A 22,610-nucleotide genomic window follows, 5' to 3' on the forward strand; every position below is an offset into this window, starting at 1 on the left:
TCATTCCGGTTGTTTTATCGATAATTATAACTTCTCTACGTGATAGCCTTTAGCTTTTAATAACGCTAAGACACTTTTATCGCCCGCTAGATGTGCGACACCTACTAAGACGAATTCTGTCTCGCTGCGGTTAGCATTGCCAGAAAACATGCGTTCAAGTTGTGGCAGCCAGTTTTTATTTCTATCGGTAAGTAAGGTTTTAAGGGTTTTAGCATCAGCTAACATAGGCTCAATCGCTAACTGGTTAAGTTGCTCTTCATCCCCCACTCGCCACGCTTTAAGTAAAGCTAAAAACATCGCTTTGAAGTCTTTCATCTGCTCAAGGTTTGATTTAATGAAACGATCCTCATCACCCACACCCATATTAGCAATCATATTAAGTTGAAAGTCGGCACTTTCCAAATAGGCTATGGATTTTTTATCCGCTATCGCTTTTTTACTGTAGAAGATATCAACACCTTCCCCTGATAACTGTGCCTGTTGTGCTTCTAATAGCGCCAGCATGGTTACCAAAAACCCAGGTTTAAAGTGTTCAAACATAGCTAAATCAACACCCAAAGCTGAAATGTGCTGACTGAGCTTTTGTTGAGTTTTTGCTGAGATAAAGTCACCAATGGTTTTGCCATTGCCATAAGCCATTTTTTGCATCATTTTTAGCTGAAATTCGCTATCGTTCGCATCTGGCAACTTAGTTTCTAAGACTATGCTATCGCTTTGTTTATAGGCTTGAGAAAATTCTGCCGGCAGTGGAAATTCTGACGGTGGTAAAATATGCACTGTTCCACCGATAAAAATATGGTCATTACCTTTGCTAACTTTCCACACGGATGACTCTGCTAAAGCGGTCAACGAGACCAGACTCATTGCGGTAAATAATGTGGCAATGAACAAATGTTTACTTAGGGTTTTAATCATGTGTATATCCTTATTTTTTTACAGAAGAAAATTCTTGCTCGATGTTATAACGGATTGTGATTCAGTCTACCAACATCCTAGGGTGTTTACCCCCATATTAAAGGCAATTTCAGTTGAATACTGTGCCCGTTAACCGCTAAGTAATTTATCGCGAATTAAAGGTTTATCTGTTCAAACCTTAGGCCAATTGTTAGTCTAAGGCTTTTACTACTTACTGTGTTATGACTCTGTGTTTAAAAAATTTATTACCGCTATAGTTTCACCGATAAAGCTAATATTCACCTGTCTATTAGTTGTCAGTCTCTATGGCTGTAACTCTGTGAAAAACTCGGTAATTTATTATAATAACTTCGATTTTTCACAGGTTAAAACTTACAGTTTTTACCGCAGTGGTTCGGTCTTTTTTGATAGTCAAAATTTACCACATGCACAACGTAGTAGCATTGAGCTTGCTATTGAAAAAAGCCTAGACGCACAAGGTTTTCACTATAGCGAACTCGACAGTGCTGACATCATTGTTACCTATCACCTAGTTAAAAAACAGCCAAAAGAATACTTAAACTATAACAAAGCAGTACTGTTTTGTGCCCCTTGTCTTAGGGCCAATGCTTGGCAAAAAAACAATATTGATTGGCGTGTCTATCAAGGCGGTTTAATTATTGATCTAGTGGATCCTAAAAGAAAACGCTCCGTGTGGCGTAGTATTTATCCATTACAATTCAAAGTAAAAGATAATAGTCAAGAGCTCAATGAAAAAGTGATGGCCGCTGTTGATAACATGCTAACGCAATATCCAAGAAAATAAAAAATCAGTCGATACACTATTTTTTTACGGTGAGCTCTATTCAAGGCGAGTTTCCCGCTTTATAATACTCGCCCCTAATAGCATAACTATATTATTTTAATATGAACTTTCCAGATGATGAAACAGGCCAAGTATTAGCCGAAATGCAGCAAGCGGGTATCGACTTGAGCCAATCACATGACGTGGTCTTCTTTCATTTGTTCGAACAAGAAAGCCAAGCACAAGCCATGGCAGATCATATAAAAGAACACCTACCGACCGTAAAGTGCCACTTACACCCGGATGAAAGCCCTAATGTTTGGGATTTAGATTGCACCGTGGTTATGACACCATCACATCAAGCTATTGTTGTACAAGAACAAATTCTTGAAAAAATTGCCACCAATTTATCAGGTTATAACGATGGCTGGGGGATTGAAGCCTAGTTTAGCGCTTCTGCATTCTATTCATGTTTAGCTTCTATTTAAAAAAATACACCATGTATGTCACCATAGCGGCCCAGTCTGTTGCCTTGTCTTTGTGTAAGCGCCATGGCCTAATATTCAACCGATTACGTCGACTTTTTACCACGCTCATTGTACGCAGTGTTGGTGCCCGTGTTAGCCTCATCGGCACTATAGATGCGGATACTGATATTTTAATTGTTAATCATCAAAGCATGTTAGACATCTTCGCCCTGGAAGCAGTCGTGGGCAATGATACACGCTTTATTGGCCGCACCGGTATTATGGACAAATGGCCAGTGTCGCGCATTGTCGATCGGGTTGGCCACATCACCGTTGATCAAAAAGACCGCCGTGCCATTATCAAACTGTTAAAAGACGTAAAAATTTGCCAAGGTAAAAAAGTAATCATCTTTCCCGAAGGGACTCGCTCACAATCAGGTAAAATTGAGCCCTTTGAAGCGGGAGCAAAATTACTGGTTGAAAAGCTTAAGCTTAAAGCGCAGCCCGTTGTTATTAAAAATATTTTAGATGTCTATAACGAGTCCAATAAAACGGCGACTTCAGGCACCATTAAAATAGAAGCTTTACCAGTAATTACCATTACTGGAAATTGGTACGAGCACACTCACCAAGCAATGAATAAAGCTTTTAGCCAGTTAACATAATGGCTTAATTAACTACTCATTATTTTGTTTTTCTCCTATGTCTAGTTGCTAGTAACACTAAAAAATTGTTACTTTTTTTCTTTATCATGGGCTTTTTTCGGTTTTTCAATAATATGAAAAGCCGGTAAAGAAACATGCCAATAAATAGCCGCTAAACGAAGGATAAGTGCCGCGGTTATAGCAGTAATAATAGCATTGCTATCAGACCAATTAAGCCAATGTAAAAAGACAAATAAGCCACCGCCTAAAATCGCCGCTAACGCATAAATTTCTTCTCGTAAAATCATCGGAATGACGTTACATAAAACATCGCGAATCATACCACCAGCGACGCCAGTTATAGTTCCTAAGACGATAGCAACAGGAATCGGCGCACCCAAAAATAGCGCCTTTTGTGTACCAAGCACGGCAAATAAGGCTAAACCCAAGGCATCGGCAATTAATAAAAAACGCTTAGGAATTCGTTTCGGTTGTCTGATAAATACTATGGTCAGTATGGCTGTCGCTAAAATCACATAGAGATAGAAAGGCTTAACTACCCAAAATACCGGTGTTTGCAAAATAACATCTCGAATAGTACCTCCACCTACCGCAGTGACTGAAGCCAGCACTACCACACCAAAAGGGTCGAGTTGGTATCGTCCAGCCATAAGTGCACCGGAAAGGGCAAAAACAATGATGCCAAAAATATCTAAATAATATAAAAGTTCATTCATGAAAATACCAAATTAACTGAAGACTTCGGCTGCCTCTGACTGCTTGCAGCTGATTGTAAATATAACGAGTAACAATAAGCGACTATAAATATCTAAATAATATAAAAGTTCACTCATGAAAATACCAATTTAATTGAAGAGTTAGCTATGCTTGATTACTGGCCATTAATTGCCAGCCTAGCGCTAACAAAACCAGTAAAAATAAGCTGCTATAGTAAGCAAAATTAACTTTTCTGCTCGCTTTAATAAGGTCTTGTGGCTCGGGCTGCTTGGCAAGATCATTAAAAGTAATTTTTCTTGATTTTTCTTCTTGATACATGGCCACGCCACCCAACTTTACCGCCAGTGAATAAGCATGTACGGCAATGATAAAATTATTATTAAGTTGAAAAAAATGGCCACGTGTTAATCGCCAAGATAATAAAGTACCTTGCCCTAAGGAACTCAGTAATATCAATAACGCCATCAAGCGACTAGGTAGCCATTGGATTAGCTGGATAAATAGCTGATGATAAAAACCAAAGTGCTTAAATTGCGCTAACTTAGTATTCCAACAGTAATGCATTTCTAGCATTAACCGATAGCTAAAGGCTGCTAACGGGCCACAAGTAATAAATACCAAGCTAACCACATAAACTTGTTGCAGACTACGTAGCAGCTGCATTTCAATGGCGGCTTTACTCAAACCCACTGGTGAAAGCGGCGCTGTGGTTCTTAATAACCAAGGCTGAAGTATTTGCTTAGCTAAGTAGTTCTGTCTAGCAACCAAAGCTTGGGCTATGGTTTTGTTTATTGGCCCTAGGTTAAGACTGCCTAAAGCGAAATAAAACAGTAAGCCTTGCCACAGATAATCTACCGCGACAAAGTCAGCGAATAGCCATAAAATAAGCGCTATTGGCACCAAGGTGAGCAATAACGCTAACAAACCAGCGATAGTTTGCTGCTGAGTACTATGGTGACTGTTATTGACTTTATTACCTAGCTGTAAGCAATAAAATTGAAATATGCGTAATGGTTCATGGGCAACAAAATGACTTACCGTAAATTTTATCACCAGCACCACCATAAGGATTAACACATGATAGCTAAACGGCATTAACTCGCTAAATACTGTCATTGATTGTCCTTTTTAATCACTCAGTCATGATTCGGTAGTTATTCGCTAATACCATTTTCATTAAGTTTGTGATCTTGTTGTGCTCAGGAGAAATAGTTCAGGACAAGGCGCTCGATTGACCAATAGCGGGCTATTGGGATTGAGAGCAACGTAGTCTTGGGCTATTTAACCCCCCACAAGTGGGCAAGAACTTAGTGAAATTGGTATAATACCCGCTAAGGGCTTAAGCAGGGCCTAGTGTTTTACCTTTAAGCTGCTCCAGCATATTCAACACTAACTGCGAGGAATTTACTGCCGCGGTTGCTAAATATTCGTCAAAGGTATGAGGAGATTCTTTACCGGCAATATCAGAAAGTGAACGGATAATAACAAAAGGAGTTTTAAGCTGTAAACACGCTTGCGCGATAGCAGCACCTTCCATTTCAACCGCAGCCATAGTGGGGAAATTAGCCCGAGCTTTAGCGACATCTTCGTCTTTGGTCATAAAGGTATCACCTGTGGTGATCAAACCGGTAACCGCCTTAATATGCTGTCCCGCTATTTGGTTTAATTGCTCAATACCTTGTTGGGCTGCTGCCACCAAGTCACTATGGGGCATAAATGCCGCTGGATTGCCCGGTAATTGCCCAATTTCATAGCCAAATGCGGTTATGTCCACATCGTGATAACGAACTTCTGAACTGACGACAATATCGCCCACTTTTAAACTCGCATCAAAGCCACCAGCAGAGCCGGTATTCACCACGTAATCCACTTGAAAACGGTCAATCAATATTAGCGTGGCTAACGCTGCCGCAACCTTGCCGATACCAGATTGCACAATAACAACATCACTACCCGCTAACTGACCTTGATAAAAAGTATAACCTGCATGCTCCGTAGTTTTAGCATCGGTTAATTTTGCTTTTAAAATAGCAACTTCTGGCTCCATTGCGCCAATGATTCCTGCTTTCATGGTAATTCCTAATTCTGTTTAATAAAATAAATGATCATTGCTTACTCTAACCCGGCATAAATAATTCATAAACGATTTTTACTGCGCTTATGCGAGCAACATACTGTTCTATGATTAGCTGTACTCTTGTAGACCGTAGAAGATAAGGTTATCGATAAATTGGATGTTGTGTACCGCAATAATCTGTTCACTGCTCTGTGCTAACAATAGCTGCGTTAAAGCCAGACCATCACCACCGGTTAAGATAATGCGATCAATATCAGCTAATTGTTGAGCTTGTGCAATCGCTTGGGTAATCATACCCAAGGTTGCTGCCCAACAAGCATTATTAACATTATCACTAGTATTGCTGCCAAAGGCTAAGCTTGGTAGTGTTTTATTTTCGGCATGAACCAAGGTGCTATGAGTTAAAATACTGTTAAATAATGCTTTGATTCCCGCTAATATCCAACCACCTTGGTGTTGACCATTACTTGCCAGTAAATCGACGGTAGTGGCCGTACCCGCATCTATGATTAGCACATTTTCTTTAGGATAAAGGTGTATCGTGCCCAACAGCGCCAGCCAACGATCAATACCCAGCGTTGCTGGCTGTTGATAAGCCGACAGCAAAGCATTTTTTTGTTGTTCACTATGCACTTGTTTAAAGCTAATTTTTTGTTCGGTACACCAACTAGCAAGCTCAGTGGTTAATGCAGACTTAGCAACATTAGCAACGATGATTTGGCTAGCATGGCTAAAGTGCTTAACAAAGTAAGCGACCGTAAAGTCTTGATTATTAAGCTGCGCGCTAGCGGATAATTTCCCTACGCTAAGTTGAGCATATTTTGTTCGGCTATTGCCGATATCAATTAATATTATCATTCATCAATCCTAAGGCTCACTTCACCGCCGTATACCGGTTTCACTTGGCCATTAACTTCCAATAATAAAGCACCTTGATTATTCACACCTCGACATATACCCTGGGTGATCCGTGCTCCGGTAATCAATTTGACCCGCTTATTTAGAAAAGCATCAAGCGCATGCCATTCATCTAACATCGGCGCTAGACCTGTTTGCTGATAGTGGTACAAGCGCTGTCGTAAACAACTAATGAGTTGCGCACTGAGGGCGTTTCGATCAATTTTCACTTTACTGTGTGTTTGTAAATCTGTCCATTTTTGGGTAATTAATTTTCCCGCTGATGAAGGCATATGAAGATTTAAACCAATACCTATAACACTATGGCTAGGCTCTAACGCTTGCCCTTCAAGATCAATTAAAATGCCCGCGAGTTTTACCCCATCAAGGTAAATATCATTGGGCCACTTCAGCTGAACTTGCACATTGCTATGGGCTTTTATCGCATCACTTACCGCTAATGCCGTCACTAAACTTAGTCCCATAGCCGCTGATAAACCTTGCTCTAAGTACCAGTACATAGACAAGTATATTTGCGAGCCAAAGGGTGAAATCCACTGTCTACCTCGGCGGCCTCGGCCAGCACTTTGATATTCAGCTAAGCAAACCTGTCCTGGGGATAATTGATTCGGTAAGCGTCGCATTAAGTAGTCATTGGTAGAATCAATTAAGCTATGCACTTCAACCAGTGGCAAGTCGATTACTTTGTCAGCCTGCTTGCTCGCCTCATTGGCCAATAAACTGATTATTTTTTCTTTATCTAGCAAATAAAGCGGCTGCGCCAGTTTATAACCTTTACCCGTGACACTGTATATATCTAGGCCTATATCGATTAACACTTTAATATGTTTAGCGATAGCGGTACGGCTAATGCCGAGCTGATCACCCAATAACTGCCCGGAAACAAATTGTCCCGCAGCCAATGATTTTATTAAATGCTCTTTTACCGTTTTAGTCATTGCTACTTCCGTTAGTAGTATTGCCGTTAGTAATATTTCCAGTTGTGCTATTAGCGTTGACGCTATTACCGTTAGTGTTATCCCCTATAGGGTTAATATCACTCAGCGATGAAAATGACCTTTCGCCTTGCTCGGTGATCATGCGTACTTCGGGGATTAGCGTTACCGAGAACTGCTGCGATACTTTTCGTTGGATATATTTCGCTAAGCTAACAATATCACCGCCAACGTCACTGCCATAATTAACGAGCACAAGGGCTTGCTGCTGATGAACACCAACATGGTGATGGCGAAAACCTTTTAATCCCGCTTGCTCAATTAACCAAGCCGCGGCCAGCTTTATCTGGGCATTTGGCTGTGGATAATGTGGCATACTTGGATATTGCTGTTGCAGCTGAGCAAAGTCTGCAGCATTGACAATGGGGTTTTTAAAAAAACTGCCCGCATTAGCTAATTCTTTTGGATCGGGTAACTTACTACTGCGCAAAGCGATAACTTGTGCCATTACCTGTTTAGCAGTGCACTCTTTTGCTAAACCATCTAAACCCGCATAGCTAAGGTTTGCTTGCCACGCTTTCGGAAGTTTAAACGTTACCTGAGTAATTAAGCCTTGGTTATAGCGCTCTTGCTTAAAAATACTATCGCGATAGGCAAAACGACATTCTTGCTTAGTAAGTGCATGCATGGTTTTACTGGCAAACTCATACCATTGTACTTCTTGACAATAATCTGCCAATTCTACCCCATAAGCGCCAATATTTTGCACTGGTGCCGCACCCACACTACCAGGGATCAAGGCTAAATTTTCAAAACCATAAATACCTTGTTCAAGGCAGAAACAAACTAAATGATGCCAGTTTTCTGCTGCGCCGACCCTAACGACAAAATGATCATCTTGTTCAAGGATATCAATACCGGTGAATTTCGGCTGAATAATAATTGGCGCTTGTGGCTCAACAAACAAGGTATTACTACCTTCGCCAAGAATATAGCAGTGCTTTGCCGTTAACTCAGGCAATTGCTGTAATTCAGCAAAGCTACTGGGAAAATAAATTTGTGGACAACTCGCCTTAATATTAAAGCTGTTACTGCTTTGTAGGGCGTAATTTAACTTTGAGTGCATAGCCAGGTGAATGAAAAATGAAAGAATCATTATTGTACTGAAAAATCAGCTGAATACCAGTTTCATTACGTTGGTGGTCTTATTGTGCTTAATAAAAATAAATCAAAGTAAGGCGCTCGATTGAGCAATAGCAGGTGTGTGTGATTGAGTGCAATACCGCCTTGGAGTATTTTACCCCGCACATGTGGGCAATAATTTAATGAAATTGGTAGCAGAGCATTTTTTAGCTGAGATTAACAATGATCTAGCAGCAAGCATCCATTTGCTGCCTTATTCATTTTATCGAAGATCACAATTCAATGAAAATTTACCTTTAATAGCCATTAAATACGCACTAATATCTCACTAAGGGCTAAACGAGATTTGGGTAATTTAGCATTAAAATCATCCTCAGGGTGATGATAACCAATGGCTAAGGCGACATCACACTGATAGCCATCGAGCTCTTCGCTAAACTCTTTATTAACCAACTCAATATCAATGCCCTCCATTGGCGTAGAATCAATTTTTAACCGCGCCAGCACATGCAAGGTATTCCCTAAGGCAAGGTAAGTTTGTGCTTTAGTCCAAGTACTAGTATCGCCATTTTCAGCGGTATTAAGCTCGGCAAACAGATATACACCAAATGCTGCTGCTCGATTTTCTAACGAGGTACGTTTATCTTCAATACCTTTATCCACTACCTTGGCATAATCGTCACGGGTATATTTAGGATTATGAGCAAAAAGAATCACCTGTGAGCTATCAAAAACATGTTTCTTATTATACTCATGCATAGTGACAAAGGTTTTACTCATGCGTGTTTTTGCTGCATCACTTTCTAAGACAATAAACTTCCACGGTTGTGAATTAATAGATGATGCCGAAAGGCGCATAGCTTCAAATAAAATATCCAGGTCTGCTGCCGGGACTTTTCTGCTAGCATCGTACTTTTTTACCGTATGGCGGCTAGAGAGATCTTCGATAATAGGGTGAGTCATAGTGATTCCATGTAAATAAGTAATATCTAGCCATGTTACCTCAAAATGCTGGATTCAGCTGGAATTAAAACCTCTTGATAAATATCATGGCTATAAACATCAGCTAATAGCTCAACCACCACTGCAGCAAGGAAATCCATGCCTGGTACTAAATCACAAGCAGCAACTGCGCCGCCATATTGAAGACTGGCAAAACGTTAGCCAGTGTATGACAGCCGATATGCTTTTAACCGACACCAAAGCCATTGAATAGCACCTTGTCGCCTACCTTAAAGTCATTACTTTCACTGTGTTCAACAACATCACTAAAATCTAAGCAGAAATTTGACCTTGTCAGCTCTCCAGCGCAGTTTATTGCTCAAGGTGGCCAACAAAACACCAGCTAGTCAAATAAACCAATTTAATAGTCAATTTGGCTAAAATGTTAAAATACTTTTAGTTTTGTCATTTCAGCTAAGACCACTAAATATATATTTATTATAAATATCAGTCGATTAAAATATTTTTAATCGTTGGCACAGCCCTTGTAATACTAAGTTCAAGTAAGACGATGTTTAACCACATCAAAAACTAGAAGCACTTTATAACCAACAGATACTAAGACAAGAAGGAATTTATTATGAGCACATTTAACATGACTAAAAATACTAGCAGCAAAATTAAAGATGTAAGCCTTGCGTTAGTTTTTATCGGAGCTTTAATTGGTGCCACGCTAAGCACTAGTGTTAATGCAGCACCAGCCAGCAGTATTGAAAATGCCGTAAGCGACTTTATTGTTGCTCAAGGAGAGAAAATGATGGCTGAGCTGGATATACAATTACAGCAATCCATTGATAAAGAGATTAAAACATTTTCTGCCAATTTCTTACTTAATAACGCGACCTTTTGGTTAGCAGCAGAGCAAGAAGTAAAGCAAGCCACACTAACAGTAACGACAGAGTACCTCGTAAAATTATGACGCTAGCTGTTAATAAAGCCAATAACAATTAATACCAACTAAATATCAAAATAAGTAGGAGAAAAATATGGGACTATTCAGCCGTTTTACCGACATTATCAATGCAAATTTAAATAGCATGTTAGACAAAGCCGAACATCCAGAAAAAATGATTCGTTTAATCATTGGCGAGATGGAAGAAACATTAGTTGAAGTACGCTCAACTGCAGCCAAAAACATTGCGGAACAAAAAACTTTAGCAAGAAAAGTCACATCGGCGCAAGAAGGTGTAGCGCACTGGCATAACAAAGCAGAGATAGCCTTAAGTAAAGGGCGCGATGACTTAGCCAAATCCGCACTGGCTCAAAAACATAAGTGCCAAGCTGAATTGACGCAACTAGATAGTGAAAATACGCCATTAACTGACTTATTAACCGCCATTCAAGCAGACGCTCAGCGCCTGCAAGATAAGCTCAATGAAGCTAAACGTCGTCAACAAGCGTTATTGCTGCGCCAAGAGTCAGCCGAAGTAAGATTAAAGGTACGTGAAAAAGCCGTTATTCACAATATTAATGAAGCAATGGCTAAATTTGAACGTTACCAACAAAAAATTGACCGTCTTGAAGCACAAGTTGAATCGTATGATTTAACCGAAAATAAAGACCTATCTACGCAAATAGCTGAATTAGAGCAAGACGACAGTATTGCTGCTGAACTAGCCGAAATGAAAAAAAAGGTCGTTAACGGTTAACGTATTAGCGAGAGCCTAAGCCTGAAACATTAATCTAAAATCCCTCGTTTAGTCGAGGGCACCCTATTGTATAAGTAATATCGTCAACTGAGGAGTTCCCATGAGATACGAAAGAGAATATTCGAGTATAAAAAGTGTTCGTCAAACATTATGTAAAGACATATTAAATAAAAAGTTGACTGGTGTCTGTGCCGGTATTGCCAAACATTATGACTACCCACGTTTAGTGGTGCGAATTGCTGTGATTGCCGCGCTAATTATGTTGCCCGTAATCACTGGTGTCGCCTATGTAGTGGCAAGTATATTGTTACCTAACAGCAAATATTATTAACGGCTGTTGATCTTTCCTCTTTATAAAGTGAGCAAACCATGAGCTTTTTTAAATCCTTAATTTTAGCCATTGTGGCAACTATTTTCTTAACCTATGTTTTTGGTGTTGGCATGTTAGAGATGATGAACGTGCATGTGATGATGGATGGTGAAGTCATTGAGCCATTAAAAGCCATAGGGGTTTCAGCGTTAGTGGTTGTGCTCATAGTTGTCATTGCGCTAGCGATTGTCTTGAGTGTGTTTGGTAGCCTAATTTTTATTTGCTTAGTGTTATGCGGTAGCATTGCTATGGTGACAATCGGGGTGTTTTGGCCAATATTGTTAATGGCTGTCGTTATCTGGTTATTCAGTGGCAATAAAGACACTAAGCGATATGCTTAGTGTCTCTGGCATATTAGCGCAGCTTATTTAAAAAACTGAGCTAGGATGTTTTTACATTCATCGGTATTCACTAAACGAACAAACGCTTGGCTTTCATCGCTGATGACTTGGCGTAACGCTAATTGATTACCTTGACGAATTAAGCGTCGACTGGTCATTACCGACTCCACCGGCAACTTGGCAATCGCTTGGGCAATTTCTGCCGTAAGAGCAATAAGTTCACTGGGCTGACAAATTTGGTTAGCAATACCATAACTCAAGGCTTGCTCGGCGTTAAAGCTTTGACCCAGTACCATTAATTCAAAGGCTTTATTTTGACCGACTTTTTGCGTTAATAACAAACTAGAGCCAGCTTCTGGACATAAACCGAGTTGGGTAAAGGGTAGTTTAAATTTACTGTTATTGGCAACAATGACCATGTCACAATGTAATAACAGCGTTGTACCAATACCCACGGCAACGCCAGCGACACCAGCAATGAGCGGTTTGGTAAATTCTGACAGTACTTTAACAAATTTAAGCGCAGCTAAGTCATCATCAGCTGAACACTGTAAAAAGTCATGCAAGTCATTACCAGCACAAAAGCAGTTGTCATTGCCTTGGATGACTAAGCAATGGATACTTGATGTTTGCTCAGCATAAGCAAAGTGCTGGCACAATTGCTGATACATTTTATTGGTTAAGGCATTTTTTTTATCGGTACGGTTCAAGGTGATGGTAAAAACACCTTGTTTTTCTGTCGTTAAAATCAAGTTACTCATTTATCACCAGTTTCGTTACGTGGGCTTACCAATACGATTGGTATAAGTTATAGTCAAACCATAATATTTGTTATCAGGGATGTATAGTTATCATGAAAAATAATTATTGGCTAAAGCTCATTATCTTATTGGTTTTTTCATTCGGTATTACCAGTCAGGTAAGTGCATCCAACTCAATTACAGTCACCCAAGGCTATATCAAAGCCAGTATACCAGGCAGTGACGTTACCGCGGCCTATATGACGATAAACAATCACGGTAAGAAAGCGATAACATTACAAAAGATCACTAGCGAACTTTCTGCTCGCATCGAAATTCACCAGCACAGCATGGCTAACGGCATGATGACGATGCGACAAGTTGATCAAGTTATCATTAAGGCCAAAAGTAAAGTAGTGCTGCAACCGTCCGATTTACACCTGATGATTTTTTCATTAAAGCAGAAAATTACCGAAAAAGATGTTATTTCATTAACATTACACTTCACTAATGCAACTAAAATTAAGATTCAATTACCTGTTTCTAAATATAAATAGTACAATGCTAACAATTTCATCCTTGGAGTGGCTATGAAAACAATGTTCTCTATAAAAATTATGGTCGGGGCTTGCACCGGCATTTTTTTTCTTCTATACGGCGTTGGTGTTTATTGGAGTAGTGAACCCGCTTCCATTAATATTCACGCCGAAGTAACACAAGCGGCAAAAGCTGAAAATGTAGCTCCAGTAGTAGGTTACACCACGACAACGGCGTTAATAAAAGTCAGTGAAACACTACTACATAAACCTGGTGGTTATTTATCAAATGACATCCTGCCGCCATCGCTGTTTTTAGATAATATGCCTGCTTGGGAGTTTGGTGTCTTGGAAATGGTGCGTGATATGGCCTTAGTCATGCGTAAAGATTTCAGCCGTTCACAATCACAATCCCTAGTGAATCAATATTTAAAAGAGGCGCAACCACGCTTTAATATTGATCACAGAAATTGGGCAATGCCCAGCGCTGAATCTGAATATGGCAAAGCAATCGAACTGCTTTATGCCTACCGTACGGCATTGGTCAGTAGTAATGGCAGCAATAGAGCGCAATTTTATGCTCGGGCGGATAACTTACGTGCTTATCTTGACGAAGTTCAGAAGCGTTTAGGCAGCTACTCACACCGTTTAAGTTTGAGTGTCGGTCGTGAGCAAGTTAACACCGATTTAGCCGGTGATAGTCGTGCTGAACAATCGAGCCAAGGTGATTCTTATATACAGCTAAAAACAAATTGGTGGCAAATAGATGATGTTTTCTATGAAGCCAGAGGCGCTACTTGGGCATTGCTACAGCTACTTAGAGCCATTGAAATAGATTTTAATAGCGTGTTAGAAAATAAAAATGCAAAAATCAGCTTACAACAAATTATTCGTGAGTTAGAAGCAAGCCAAGAATCTTTATGGAGCCCAATGATTTTAAACGGTAGTGGCTTTGGTCTGCTGGCCAACCACTCATTAGTTATGGCTAACTATATTTCTCGCGCGAATGCGGCACTAATAGATTTGAATGAACTTTTAACCAAAGGATAACAACATGAAAAAAGCTTTATTGGCTGCCAGCGTAGCAGTATTAATGTGTGGTACTGCCCAAGCCGATACCTTATTAGGTTTGTATATCGGTGGTCACATGTGGGCTAACGAAACCAGCGGTAGCTTTGGTGAAGGTTCTAATAATCAAACCGTTTTTGATTTCGATGATAAAAATCAAAGTAGCTTCTACGTTGCTTTTGAGCACCCAATTCCATTAATTCCTAATATTAAAATAGCCTCAACAACGCTAGATACTGTTGGTGGTACGCAATTAACAAGTAGTTTTACTTTCGAGCAAGTAACCTATGCTGCTGGCGCTACGCTAGATACTAGCCTTGATACCAGCTTTGTTGACTACACCCTTTATTATGAAGTATTTGATAATGATTTATTATCCTTTGATTTCGGTATAACCGCACGTGATCTTGATGCCAGCATTCAAGTTGCAGATCAGGTAACTCAACTGCAAAGTAATTTAGATGTTTCCGGTATTATTCCAATGTTTTATCTATCAACTATCATTGGTTTACCATTTACTGGTTTAAACATATTTGCTGAAGCCAACTTTTTAAGCTTCGACGACCAAACCGTTTATGATGCGCAAGTTGGCGTTAGTTACTCGATTTTAGATAACATCGCGGTAGATTTTGACGTAACTTTAGGCTACCGAACTATGAAAATGGAATTAAATGATTTAGATGGTTTTTACAGTGATTTAACTTATGATGGTTTCTTTGCTGGTGCCATTGTTCATTTCTAAGGTATCGCTCATTGCTGAGACATAAGCAGTACAAGTAAAACCTAATTAAGGCTGTAGCTATGATAAATAGCCACGGCTTTTTATTGCCCATGTTAAATGGTAACCATACTGAGTGAGATCATAACTAGCGTTAACGATTAACGATTAACGTGGGAAAACCGTCCATACCTTTGATGTAAAATACCAACCCGCTCGACATATACTTGTGTTTCTTTATAAGGTGGGATACCACCATGCTTTTTAACAGCACCCTCGCCGGCATTATAGGCAGCCGCGGCTAAATTATTATCACCGTTATATTTTCTAAGTAAACGAGCTAAATGCTTAACACCGCCGTTAATATTTTGCTGAGCACTTAAGGAATTCTGTACCCCTAATGCTCTAGCTGTAGCTGGCATCAACTGCATTAAACCTTGCGCACCCTGCTTAGAAATAGCCTGTGGGTTAAAATGAGACTCTGCATGAATAACCGCTCTGACAAAAGCGGCATCAATACCATACTTTAATGCTGCTTGATTAATGTCCTCTTTATAAGGCTGCAAATATAGCTTAGCTTGGCGCCAATCAATTAATGAATCAACTTGACAAGCATAACAATCGACGCGATAGCGATTAAAATCGACACCTATGGGTTCAATATCAGAGAATGACGTTACCCCAGCAGAGGATTTATAGGTGTAAATATTTGCTGATTTATTCTCTGCGGCAAAAATATCGCCAGTAATCACTAGCAACAGCAAACAGACACTGTCAGTGAATATTCTTTGCCAGCGGGTATTTAAGAGTACTTTCATTCTGCTTCTATTGTCCTGTATTTAATAACAGCCAAAAACGTGCCAAAACCCATATTCCATTTTGGAATAAAAAATCGCTATCTATTCCTTTTGTTCTGACTTAAATTTCTCTATTCTTCCCTCATCAATTGTCATGGGTAAAATAGTTATGTTGCCAGAGCAACGCTTATTAAAGCAAAACACATCAAATTCAGCAAATAAAAGTAGTGCCTTAGATGCTAATCAACTGGCTTCACTACAACAAAGCGTTGCTGATTACTCATCACTACAACTTGCGTGGGCAAGCGGTTATTTAGCAGCGAAAAGCGAGCAAGGTCAATATGCTCAATTGGCACCTGCACCTCTTGCTGCAACCGTTGCGGCAAAAACCTTAACCATTTTGTATGCCTCACAAACAGGTAATGCTAAAGGTGTTGCTGGTCAACTAGAAAAAAATGCTAAAGCGGCCGGTATTCATGTCGTCCTGAAAAATATAGCCGACTATAAAGCTAAAGCAATAAAAAATGAAACACATCTATTGATTGTCGCCAGTACTAATGGTGAAGGCGAGCCACCTGATGATGCCATTGAATTTCATGAATTTTTATTAGGTAAGAAAGCGCCTAAGTTACCAAACCTAAGTTACAGTGTTTTAGCCTTGGGTGACAGCAGCTATGAATTTTTCTGTAAAACAGGTCAAGATTTTGATGAGCGCTTACAAGCACTCGGTGCCAAACAGGTTAGCCCACGTGTAGATTGTGATGTTGATTACGATAGTGACAGTGAAAGCTGGACCTTAAACATTGTTGAAACCTTAAAAGAAGAGCTTACCCAAACAGATGCCCCTTTAGCAACCGTCAGTAATATTGGTGATTTACCAACGGCAGGTGCAGCTAGCGTGTATACCAAACAAAAACCATTGGCCGCTGAATTTTCCTTAAGTCAAAAAATTACTGGTCGTGACTCAGCTAAAGATGTCCGCCACATTGAAATTGATTTAGGTGAGTCAGGTTTAACTTACCAAGTAGGTGACGCTTTAGGTGTTTGGTTTGAAAATGATGAACTGTTGGTTGCCAAGTTACTTACCGAGCTTAACTTTTCGGGTGAAGAAAAAATCAGCCTAAAGGTTGCCGGTGAAGTAGAGGCGTTTACTTTAAAAGCAGCGCTGATCAGCCAATTAGAAATTACTCAAACAGCACCATCATTTATTGAGTTTTGGGCTAACGCTTCCAAAAACACTGAATTAGTTGCCGTTGCTAGTGATAAAAATACCGCCCGTGAATTTGCCGGTGTTCATCAAATCATTGATGTTATTAGCTTGGCAAAGGCAGATATCGACGCACAAACATTTGTTGATGCCTTACGTAAAATCACTCCACGTTTATATTCAATCGCTTCAGCACAAGCAGAAGTTGAAGAAGAAGTGCATTTAACCGTTGGTATCGTCAGTTATGAAGCCAATGGCGATACTCGCACCGGTGGTGCTTCAGGCTTCCTAGCAGAGCGTTTAGCCGAAGGTCAAAAAGTACGCGTTTTTGTCGAACATAACGATAACTTTCGCTTACCTCAAGCAGACGATACCCCCGTTATTATGATTGGCCCAGGCACAGGTGTTGCGCCATTTAGAGCCTTTATGCAAGAACGTGAAGCGCGTGATGCTAGTGGCGATAACTGGATGTTCTTTGGTGATCAAACCTTCACGCAAGACTTCTTATATCAAACGGAATGGCAGAATTATTTAAAATCAGGTTTATTAACCCGTATGGACCTAGCATTTTCTCGTGATCAAGCCGAGAAGATCTATGTACAAGACCGATTAAAAGAACAAGCCGCTGACGTGTTTTCCTGGTTAGAGCGTGGCGCACACCTATATATTTGTGGTGATGGCAACCGCATGGCTAAAGATGTGCACCAAACCTTGGTAGAAATCATTGCCGAGCACGGCAAGTTAAGTACAGAGCAAGCAGAAGATTATTTAAAATCACTTAGATCTAATAAGCGTTACCAGAAGGATGTTTACTAATGAGCAGCAATTTCACCAAAGTAGAAAACCCTGTATTAATTGTTGAAGGTAAACAAGCCGATAACGAACGCATGAAAGCAGAAAGTGACTACCTTCGTGGTACCATTAAAGAAGATCTAGCCGATAGAATGACCGGTGGCTTCACTGGCGATAACTCGCAGTTAATTCGTACTCACGGCATGTATCAACAAGATGATCGTGATATTCGTGCTGAACGTCAAAAGCAGAAGTTAGAGCCATTACACAATGTTATGCTTAGAGCGCGTTTACCCGGCGGTATTATCAGTCCAACACAATGGTTGGCTATTGATAAATTTGCCGATGACTATACCTCGTACGGTAGTATTCGTTTAACCACTCGGCAAACCTTTCAGTTTCATGGGGTTTTAAAGCCAAACATTAAATTAATGCACCAAACACTACACAGTGTAGGTCTTGATTCTATTGCTACCGCAGGTGATGTTAACCGCAACGTACTTTGTACTTCCAACCCTGTTGAGTCTGAATTGCATCAAGAAGCGTATGAATGGGCCACTAAACTCAGTGAACATTTATTACCAAAAACGCGTGCTTACGCAGAAATTTGGTTGGATGAAGTACGTGTTGAAACCACGGAGGGTGAAGTCGTAGAGCCAATTTTAGGCAGTAACTATTTACCACGTAAGTTTAAAACTACCGTGGTTATTCCACCGAATAACGATATCGACGTTCATGCCAATGACTTAAACTTTGTTGCCATCAGTAAAGACGGTAAATTAATCGGCTTTAACGTACTGGTTGGCGGTGGTTTAGCCATGACTCATGGTGATAATTCAACTTACCCTCGTTGTGCCGATGACTTTGGTTTTATCCCGAAAGAGCACACCTTAGCGATTGCTGAAGCGGTTGTTACTACGCAACGTGATTGGGGTAATCGTGTTAACCGTAAAAATGCTAAAACTAAATACACCTTAGACCGAGTGGGTGTTGATACCTTCAAAGCCGAAGTAGAGCGTCGTGCCGGTATTAACTTTAGCGATTCTCGTCCATACAAGTTCACCACCCGTGGTGATAGTTTTGGTTGGGTTGCCGGTATTGATGGTAAATATCATTTAACTTTATTCATTGAAAATGGCCGTATTCTTGATTCCCTAAGAGCAGATTTAGACGGTAAAACATTAAAAACCGGTATGCGTGAAATAGCCAAAATTCATCAAGGTGACTTCCGCTTAACCGCAAACCAAAACTTAATCGTTGCCGGTGTCGCTGAAGCTGATAAAGCCGCTATTGAACAACTGGCTCGTCAGCATGGTTTAATGAATGACGGTCTTTCTAATCAACGTAAGAACTCAATGGCTTGTGTTTCTTTCCCAACTTGCCCATTAGCCATGGCTGAAGCCGAGCGTTACTTACCCGGTTTAGTCGATGATGTTGAAGCCATCCTGACTAAAAATGGCTTAAAAGACGAAAGTATTATACTGCGTGTTACTGGCTGCCCTAATGGCTGTGGCCGCGCCATGCTGGCTGAAATTGGCTTAATTGGTAAAGGTCCGGGTAAATACAATATGTATTTAGGCAGTGATGTAGCCGGCTCTCGTGTACCAAAATTATATAAAGAGAATCTTGATGAAGCCGATGTACTTAGCGAAATAGATGCATTAACTGCACGTTGGTCAGCCGAGCGTAATGAAAGTGAAGCCTTTGGTGACTTTGTTATCCGCGCAGGTATTGTTGAACAAGTGATTGTCAGCTTTAGGGACTTCCATCATGCCTAATAATGCAAGCGCAAGTGTTGCAGAAGGGGCTATTAATACCCCCTTTACGGCACCGTTCCCCAACCCTTCAATTGCAGATTGGAATCAATCTCTTGAAAAAGAATCGCCCATTGCCCGAGTAGAATGGGCAATGGACAACTTACCGGGTGAATTTGTCTTATCGTCTAGCTTTGGTATTCAATCAGCAGTGATGCTGCACTTGCTTACCCAAGTAGATAGTAATATTCCGGTATTAATAACCGATACCGGTCACTTGTTTCCTGAGACCTACCGCTTTATCGAACAGTTGACCGAGCGCTTAAAGTTGAATTTACACGTTTATCAAGCGAAAGAAAGCACCGCTTGGCAACAAGCAAAGTATGGTGAAGAATGGGCCATAAGTGATGATACGCTGAAAACCTATAACCGCCGTAATAAAGTTGAACCCCTTGAGCGTGGCTTAACCGATCTTAAAGCAAACACTTGGTTTTCCGGCATACGACGTCAGCAATCAGCTCACCGTGAAGGTTTGTCAGTAGTAAGTACCCTTCGCGGCCGTTATAAAGTACATCCCATTATTGATTGGACTAATAAAGACGTGCATGAGTATCTAACTAAGCATAATTTACCTTACCACCCACTTTGGGATGAAGGTTATGTCTCGGTTGGTGATGTGCATAGTACTAAACCGTTAACGCTAGGTATGAGTGAAGAAGATACTCGTTTTGGCGCTGGCCAACGTGAATGTGGTTTGCATACCGACGGTGATGGTATTTAATTTTTGCTCAAATATAGTAAATAACTAGATCGTCATAAAAAGCTAAATGAGTCACTCTTTTAGCTTTTTTTGTGTCCTGTATTTCTCCTTATTAACAGCTTGGCGCTTTGTTTTCTGCTTGGCGTCGCGGTGGCGACCACACCCAAGGGGCGACGTACCGCCTCGCCTCCCCTTGGAACCCCTGCGACGCCCTACTCAACAGAACATTCAACCACCAACTAGCGTAAACCACGATTCCTGCCGATTTATCGTCCCTGAACAACGGCAGCCCTCGACGACAGGACAATATGCTCCTTTATTTGAAAGAGCCTTGATAACACTTGAGTGAATTGAAGAATACGTTTGTTAGCAGCGCCGGGGAATTCCAAAGGGCTTAACTTAGGTGCAGTGCGTTTAGCCCCCTTCTATGCTGGGTGCTGTCGCCACCGCGACAAGACATTTAAATTTTCTCTGACCCGGAGGTATCCCTCATTTATTCAATGTTCACTAATACCACAAAGCGGTCTATTTGTTGTTCAAAACCACACTATCTAACGACTACTTTGATACGTTAGAAGACATTAGAATAGTTGACTTAAGGCAGAGAGTTGAGATGATTTTTGTTGTAGAGTTGATATAAACCACATACGTCGATTAACGCAGCTCTATGAGCAAAAAAAGCATCTACCAAATTGGAAGATGCTTCTTGATAATTATCGACAACATTGGGTTACATCGGTTTATTCAAGCATACCGTCGTCGATACTTGATTTAGATAACGATTCGAAGCGTTTAAACGCGATTTTTACGGCGTAAACCTAAGCCCATTAAGCCTAATGCAAAAATAGCTATTGTGGATGGCTCAGGAACAGAAGTCGAAAAATCACCATCTGTGATTGAAGCTTCTCTCAAGCCGAATGCCACAGCATCACCTGTAACATTATAAGTTTCAAACACAGTAAATTTCTGTGTATCGACATCCGTGTAGTAACTATGAGTAATATGCGCATCAACGACTGGCTCTGTTAACCCGATAAGGTTTCCTGCGGTTGTGGCACTGAAAGCACCGTTTGTAGAAATAGTATTATTGCTGGTGGAACCGAATGATGGAATAAAATCATACCAACTTTGACCATAATTTTCGTCGGTGTTTACGTATATACCGCCATCATTGTTAAAATAGGTAGTAAAATTAGCCTTATTATTTACCAACTGAGTTCTTAAGTTCGAAGCATTACCTGCGCCAACCATTATCATGTCAAAAAGGTTGTTACCTAATGTATCTAGACCAAAGACTAAAGATTCCCAACCCGAAGACGAAACGTTAAAAAAGGAGGAATCCCACCCACTGCTGTCCAAAAGCGATTCGACATTATTATAATTATTCCCATAATTTATATACGCCACAGTATACTGACTTCGAGCGTTAGTACTTAGAGAAGATTGTCCGAAAGCCAAGTAATCCAAACCTGCAGACATGTAAAGAGAATTCCCGTGTTCATCTGAGTCATGACCGGTAATGAATATAGCGCCGGCGTTAGCTGAAGAAGCAATCATAGCAAGGCTAAGAGCTCCCACGTGTAATAATCTAGTCCATTTCATTGTTTGAAACCTTAATAATATATTTTTGAAGGTCGCAAGGAAGGTATTACAGATCCATTGCGGCTAAGTTGCATTAAAAGCAACATTTGAAGAAAGCATTAATCGTGCCAATAAAAATACTGTATATTTATCAGTAGTATAGGATTTAGTATATCTCAAAGTATATTACGTTGTAAAATATTCTGACACTTTAATAGCAATATGATTAATACTAGGCTGTTTATCAATAATAACTTGAAGATGCAGTACATTATCAAAGATTTAAGAAATGAGTTTATACAGCTTATCACGATAATTTGTACACATTAGTCTAGCTTGATTACATAATACAATGATCTAATGTTACTTTTTAGCTCAACTTTAGTAATAAATCTGTATTCTATCATTACAGGAAGCTACCCGATCCCCTCATTTATCTTCATGATTAGCGCAGGGACAACAAAGGTAAGCGTATGATACCAAGATCTACGAACTTATTCGGTCCTAGCGTACAAAATTGGCTTTATCAATTAAATACAAAACGACTATTATATGGCAACTATCATCCTTTGTAATGTAGTCTAGTAGGTCTTCTTTTAGCGATTTGTTGTCGTAAAGTACCACCATAAGCTAAGGTCTGCTTTTGGCTATTAGTTGACCTAATGAAAAACCAA

General features: G+C 40.2%; 24 protein-coding genes. 13 read left to right on the top strand and 11 right to left on the bottom strand.

Going from position 1 to position 22,610, the window contains the following annotated elements:
- Positions 1–24: 24 nt before the first annotated feature.
- Positions 25–915 (bottom strand): TraB/GumN family protein, encoded by an 891-nt coding sequence (locus tag ASU03_RS16555; RefSeq protein WP_057832864.1) that lies wholly within the window; start codon positions 913–915, stop codon positions 25–27.
- A gap of 319 nt (positions 916–1,234) precedes the next feature.
- Between ASU03_RS16555 and ASU03_RS16560 the strand changes: the two genes are divergently transcribed.
- The 3 genes from ASU03_RS16560 to ASU03_RS16570 all read left to right on the top strand — a co-directional run bounded on the left by ASU03_RS16560 (position 1,235) and on the right by ASU03_RS16570 (position 2,831).
- Positions 1,235–1,720, top strand: a complete 486-nt coding sequence (locus ASU03_RS16560; RefSeq protein ID WP_231731617.1) for a DUF4136 domain-containing protein — start codon at positions 1,235–1,237, stop codon at positions 1,718–1,720.
- Between the two features lie 101 nt (positions 1,721–1,821).
- Positions 1,822–2,145 carry a ribonuclease E inhibitor RraB gene (locus ASU03_RS16565; RefSeq protein WP_057832866.1) on the top strand — a complete coding sequence of 108 codons (324 nt, stop codon included), beginning with the start codon at positions 1,822–1,824 and terminating at the stop codon, positions 2,143–2,145.
- Between the two features lie 23 nt (positions 2,146–2,168).
- Entirely contained in the window at positions 2,169–2,831 is a 663-nt protein-coding gene (locus ASU03_RS16570) for a lysophospholipid acyltransferase family protein (RefSeq protein WP_057832867.1), read from the top strand.
- Between the two features lie 68 nt (positions 2,832–2,899).
- Here ASU03_RS16570 and ASU03_RS16575 read toward each other — a convergent pair whose 3' ends face one another.
- The 7 genes from ASU03_RS16575 to ASU03_RS16605 form a co-directional block, all read right to left on the bottom strand.
- Entirely contained in the window at positions 2,900–3,547 is a 648-nt protein-coding gene (locus ASU03_RS16575; RefSeq protein ID WP_057832868.1) for a trimeric intracellular cation channel family protein, read from the bottom strand.
- A gap of 145 nt (positions 3,548–3,692) precedes the next feature.
- Positions 3,693–4,664 carry a cobalamin biosynthesis protein CobD/CbiB gene (locus ASU03_RS16580; protein ID WP_057832869.1) on the bottom strand — a complete coding sequence of 324 codons (972 nt, stop codon included), beginning with the start codon at positions 4,662–4,664 and terminating at the stop codon, positions 3,693–3,695.
- A 223-nt stretch (positions 4,665–4,887) separates the two neighbouring features.
- A complete protein-coding gene (gene mtnN / locus ASU03_RS16585; RefSeq protein ID WP_057832870.1) occupies positions 4,888–5,619 on the bottom strand; it encodes a 5'-methylthioadenosine/S-adenosylhomocysteine nucleosidase in 732 nt (243 codons plus the stop codon).
- A gap of 114 nt (positions 5,620–5,733) precedes the next feature.
- The gene (locus tag ASU03_RS16590; RefSeq protein WP_057832871.1) at positions 5,734–6,483 is read right to left on the bottom strand and encodes a pantothenate kinase; all 750 of its coding nucleotides are present in this window, start codon (positions 6,481–6,483) and stop codon (positions 5,734–5,736) included.
- Complete coding sequence (birA, locus tag ASU03_RS16595) at positions 6,480–7,481, bottom strand: bifunctional biotin--[acetyl-CoA-carboxylase] ligase/biotin operon repressor BirA (RefSeq protein ID WP_057832872.1); 1,002 nt, start codon at positions 7,479–7,481, stop codon at positions 6,480–6,482. Before birA ends, ASU03_RS16590 begins: the two co-directional genes overlap by 4 nt.
- Positions 7,474–8,634 (bottom strand): UDP-N-acetylmuramate dehydrogenase, encoded by a 1,161-nt coding sequence (gene murB / locus ASU03_RS16600; protein ID WP_057832873.1) that lies wholly within the window; start codon positions 8,632–8,634, stop codon positions 7,474–7,476. Before murB ends, birA begins: the two co-directional genes overlap by 8 nt.
- A 293-nt stretch (positions 8,635–8,927) precedes the next feature.
- Positions 8,928–9,584 (bottom strand): nitroreductase family protein, encoded by a 657-nt coding sequence (locus ASU03_RS16605; protein WP_057832874.1) that lies wholly within the window; start codon positions 9,582–9,584, stop codon positions 8,928–8,930.
- A gap of 619 nt (positions 9,585–10,203) precedes the next feature.
- Here ASU03_RS16605 and ASU03_RS16610 point away from each other — a divergent pair.
- The 4 genes from ASU03_RS16610 (at position 10,204) to ASU03_RS16625 (ending at position 11,983) form a co-directional block, all read left to right on the top strand.
- A complete protein-coding gene (locus ASU03_RS16610; protein WP_057832875.1) occupies positions 10,204–10,542 on the top strand; it encodes a hypothetical protein in 339 nt (112 codons plus the stop codon).
- Between the two features lie 67 nt (positions 10,543–10,609).
- Positions 10,610–11,272, top strand: coding sequence for a phage shock protein PspA (pspA, locus tag ASU03_RS16615; RefSeq protein ID WP_057832876.1), 663 nt, complete (start codon positions 10,610–10,612; stop codon positions 11,270–11,272).
- Positions 11,273–11,372: 100 nt separating this feature from the next.
- Positions 11,373–11,603 carry a PspC domain-containing protein gene (locus ASU03_RS16620; RefSeq protein WP_057832877.1) on the top strand — a complete coding sequence of 77 codons (231 nt, stop codon included), beginning with the start codon at positions 11,373–11,375 and terminating at the stop codon, positions 11,601–11,603.
- A gap of 38 nt (positions 11,604–11,641) precedes the next feature.
- Positions 11,642–11,983, top strand: coding sequence for a hypothetical protein (locus ASU03_RS16625; protein WP_057832878.1), 342 nt, complete (start codon positions 11,642–11,644; stop codon positions 11,981–11,983).
- Between the two features lie 23 nt (positions 11,984–12,006).
- Here ASU03_RS16625 and ASU03_RS16630 read toward each other — a convergent pair whose 3' ends face one another.
- Positions 12,007–12,744, bottom strand: a complete 738-nt coding sequence (locus ASU03_RS16630) for an enoyl-CoA hydratase-related protein (protein WP_057832879.1) — start codon at positions 12,742–12,744, stop codon at positions 12,007–12,009.
- A 92-nt stretch (positions 12,745–12,836) separates the two neighbouring features.
- Here ASU03_RS16630 and ASU03_RS16635 point away from each other — a divergent pair, with 92 nt between their 5' ends.
- The 3 genes from ASU03_RS16635 to ASU03_RS16645 are packed head-to-tail and all read left to right on the top strand — an operon-like array spanning position 12,837 to position 15,069.
- Positions 12,837–13,280: a copper chaperone PCu(A)C gene (locus ASU03_RS16635; protein WP_057832880.1), complete on the top strand. Its 444-nt coding sequence runs from the start codon at positions 12,837–12,839 to the stop codon at positions 13,278–13,280.
- Between the two features lie 33 nt (positions 13,281–13,313).
- Positions 13,314–14,309 carry a DUF2333 family protein gene (locus ASU03_RS16640; RefSeq protein ID WP_057832881.1) on the top strand — a complete coding sequence of 332 codons (996 nt, stop codon included), beginning with the start codon at positions 13,314–13,316 and terminating at the stop codon, positions 14,307–14,309.
- A gap of 4 nt (positions 14,310–14,313) precedes the next feature.
- Positions 14,314–15,069, top strand: coding sequence for a TIGR04219 family outer membrane beta-barrel protein (locus tag ASU03_RS16645; protein ID WP_057832882.1), 756 nt, complete (start codon positions 14,314–14,316; stop codon positions 15,067–15,069).
- 137 nt (positions 15,070–15,206) lie between these two features.
- Here the strand turns inward: ASU03_RS16645 and ASU03_RS16650 are convergent, their stop codons facing one another.
- The gene (locus tag ASU03_RS16650; protein ID WP_057832883.1) at positions 15,207–15,863 is read right to left on the bottom strand and encodes a lytic transglycosylase domain-containing protein; all 657 of its coding nucleotides are present in this window, start codon (positions 15,861–15,863) and stop codon (positions 15,207–15,209) included.
- A gap of 148 nt (positions 15,864–16,011) precedes the next feature.
- Between ASU03_RS16650 and ASU03_RS16655 the strand changes: the two genes are divergently transcribed.
- Genes ASU03_RS16655 through ASU03_RS16665 form a run of 3 tightly spaced genes read left to right on the top strand, consistent with a single transcriptional unit; the run spans position 16,012 to position 20,376 of the window.
- Positions 16,012–17,865, top strand: a complete 1,854-nt coding sequence (locus tag ASU03_RS16655) for an assimilatory sulfite reductase (NADPH) flavoprotein subunit (protein WP_057832884.1) — start codon at positions 16,012–16,014, stop codon at positions 17,863–17,865.
- Positions 17,865–19,619: an assimilatory sulfite reductase (NADPH) hemoprotein subunit gene (gene cysI, locus ASU03_RS16660; protein WP_057832885.1), complete on the top strand. Its 1,755-nt coding sequence runs from the start codon at positions 17,865–17,867 to the stop codon at positions 19,617–19,619. The genes ASU03_RS16655 and cysI overlap by 1 nt, the downstream gene beginning before the upstream one ends.
- A complete protein-coding gene (locus ASU03_RS16665) occupies positions 19,612–20,376 on the top strand; it encodes a phosphoadenylyl-sulfate reductase (protein ID WP_057832886.1) in 765 nt (254 codons plus the stop codon). The genes cysI and ASU03_RS16665 overlap by 8 nt, the downstream gene beginning before the upstream one ends.
- A gap of 771 nt (positions 20,377–21,147) precedes the next feature.
- Here the strand turns inward: ASU03_RS16665 and ASU03_RS16670 are convergent.
- A complete protein-coding gene (locus ASU03_RS16670; RefSeq protein ID WP_057832887.1) occupies positions 21,148–21,957 on the bottom strand; it encodes a PEP-CTERM sorting domain-containing protein in 810 nt (269 codons plus the stop codon).
- Between the last annotated feature and the right edge of the window lie 653 nt (positions 21,958–22,610).

The organism is Colwellia sp. TT2012, from assembly GCF_001440345.1.
Taxonomy (GTDB): Bacteria; Pseudomonadota; Gammaproteobacteria; order Enterobacterales; family Alteromonadaceae; genus Colwellia.

Excerpts from the sequence above, each read along its gene's own strand:
- ASU03_RS16555 (WP_057832864.1), bottom strand. The coding sequence starts at position 915 with ATGATTAAAACCCTAAGTAAACATTTGTTCATTGCCACATTATTTACC.
- ASU03_RS16565 (WP_057832866.1), top strand. The coding sequence starts at position 1,822 with ATGAACTTTCCAGATGATGAAACAGGCCAAGTATTAGCCGAAATGCAG.
- ASU03_RS16570 (WP_057832867.1), top strand. The coding sequence starts at position 2,169 with ATGTTTAGCTTCTATTTAAAAAAATACACCATGTATGTCACCATAGCG.
- ASU03_RS16575 (WP_057832868.1), bottom strand. The coding sequence starts at position 3,547 with ATGAATGAACTTTTATATTATTTAGATATTTTTGGCATCATTGTTTTT.
- ASU03_RS16580 (WP_057832869.1), bottom strand. The coding sequence starts at position 4,664 with ATGACAGTATTTAGCGAGTTAATGCCGTTTAGCTATCATGTGTTAATC.
- mtnN (WP_057832870.1), bottom strand. The coding sequence starts at position 5,619 with ATGAAAGCAGGAATCATTGGCGCAATGGAGCCAGAAGTTGCTATTTTA.
- ASU03_RS16590 (WP_057832871.1), bottom strand. The coding sequence starts at position 6,483 with ATGATAATATTAATTGATATCGGCAATAGCCGAACAAAATATGCTCAA.
- birA (WP_057832872.1), bottom strand. The coding sequence starts at position 7,481 with ATGACTAAAACGGTAAAAGAGCATTTAATAAAATCATTGGCTGCGGGA.
- murB (WP_057832873.1), bottom strand. The coding sequence starts at position 8,634 with ATGATTCTTTCATTTTTCATTCACCTGGCTATGCACTCAAAGTTAAAT.
- ASU03_RS16605 (WP_057832874.1), bottom strand. The coding sequence starts at position 9,584 with ATGACTCACCCTATTATCGAAGATCTCTCTAGCCGCCATACGGTAAAA.
- ASU03_RS16610 (WP_057832875.1), top strand. The coding sequence starts at position 10,204 with ATGAGCACATTTAACATGACTAAAAATACTAGCAGCAAAATTAAAGAT.
- pspA (WP_057832876.1), top strand. The coding sequence starts at position 10,610 with ATGGGACTATTCAGCCGTTTTACCGACATTATCAATGCAAATTTAAAT.
- ASU03_RS16620 (WP_057832877.1), top strand. The coding sequence starts at position 11,373 with ATGAGATACGAAAGAGAATATTCGAGTATAAAAAGTGTTCGTCAAACA.
- ASU03_RS16625 (WP_057832878.1), top strand. The coding sequence starts at position 11,642 with ATGAGCTTTTTTAAATCCTTAATTTTAGCCATTGTGGCAACTATTTTC.
- ASU03_RS16630 (WP_057832879.1), bottom strand. The coding sequence starts at position 12,744 with ATGAGTAACTTGATTTTAACGACAGAAAAACAAGGTGTTTTTACCATC.
- ASU03_RS16635 (WP_057832880.1), top strand. The coding sequence starts at position 12,837 with ATGAAAAATAATTATTGGCTAAAGCTCATTATCTTATTGGTTTTTTCA.
- ASU03_RS16640 (WP_057832881.1), top strand. The coding sequence starts at position 13,314 with ATGAAAACAATGTTCTCTATAAAAATTATGGTCGGGGCTTGCACCGGC.
- ASU03_RS16645 (WP_057832882.1), top strand. The coding sequence starts at position 14,314 with ATGAAAAAAGCTTTATTGGCTGCCAGCGTAGCAGTATTAATGTGTGGT.
- ASU03_RS16650 (WP_057832883.1), bottom strand. The coding sequence starts at position 15,863 with ATGAAAGTACTCTTAAATACCCGCTGGCAAAGAATATTCACTGACAGT.
- ASU03_RS16655 (WP_057832884.1), top strand. The coding sequence starts at position 16,012 with ATGTTGCCAGAGCAACGCTTATTAAAGCAAAACACATCAAATTCAGCA.
- cysI (WP_057832885.1), top strand. The coding sequence starts at position 17,865 with ATGAGCAGCAATTTCACCAAAGTAGAAAACCCTGTATTAATTGTTGAA.
- ASU03_RS16665 (WP_057832886.1), top strand. The coding sequence starts at position 19,612 with ATGCCTAATAATGCAAGCGCAAGTGTTGCAGAAGGGGCTATTAATACC.
- ASU03_RS16670 (WP_057832887.1), bottom strand. The coding sequence starts at position 21,957 with ATGAAATGGACTAGATTATTACACGTGGGAGCTCTTAGCCTTGCTATG.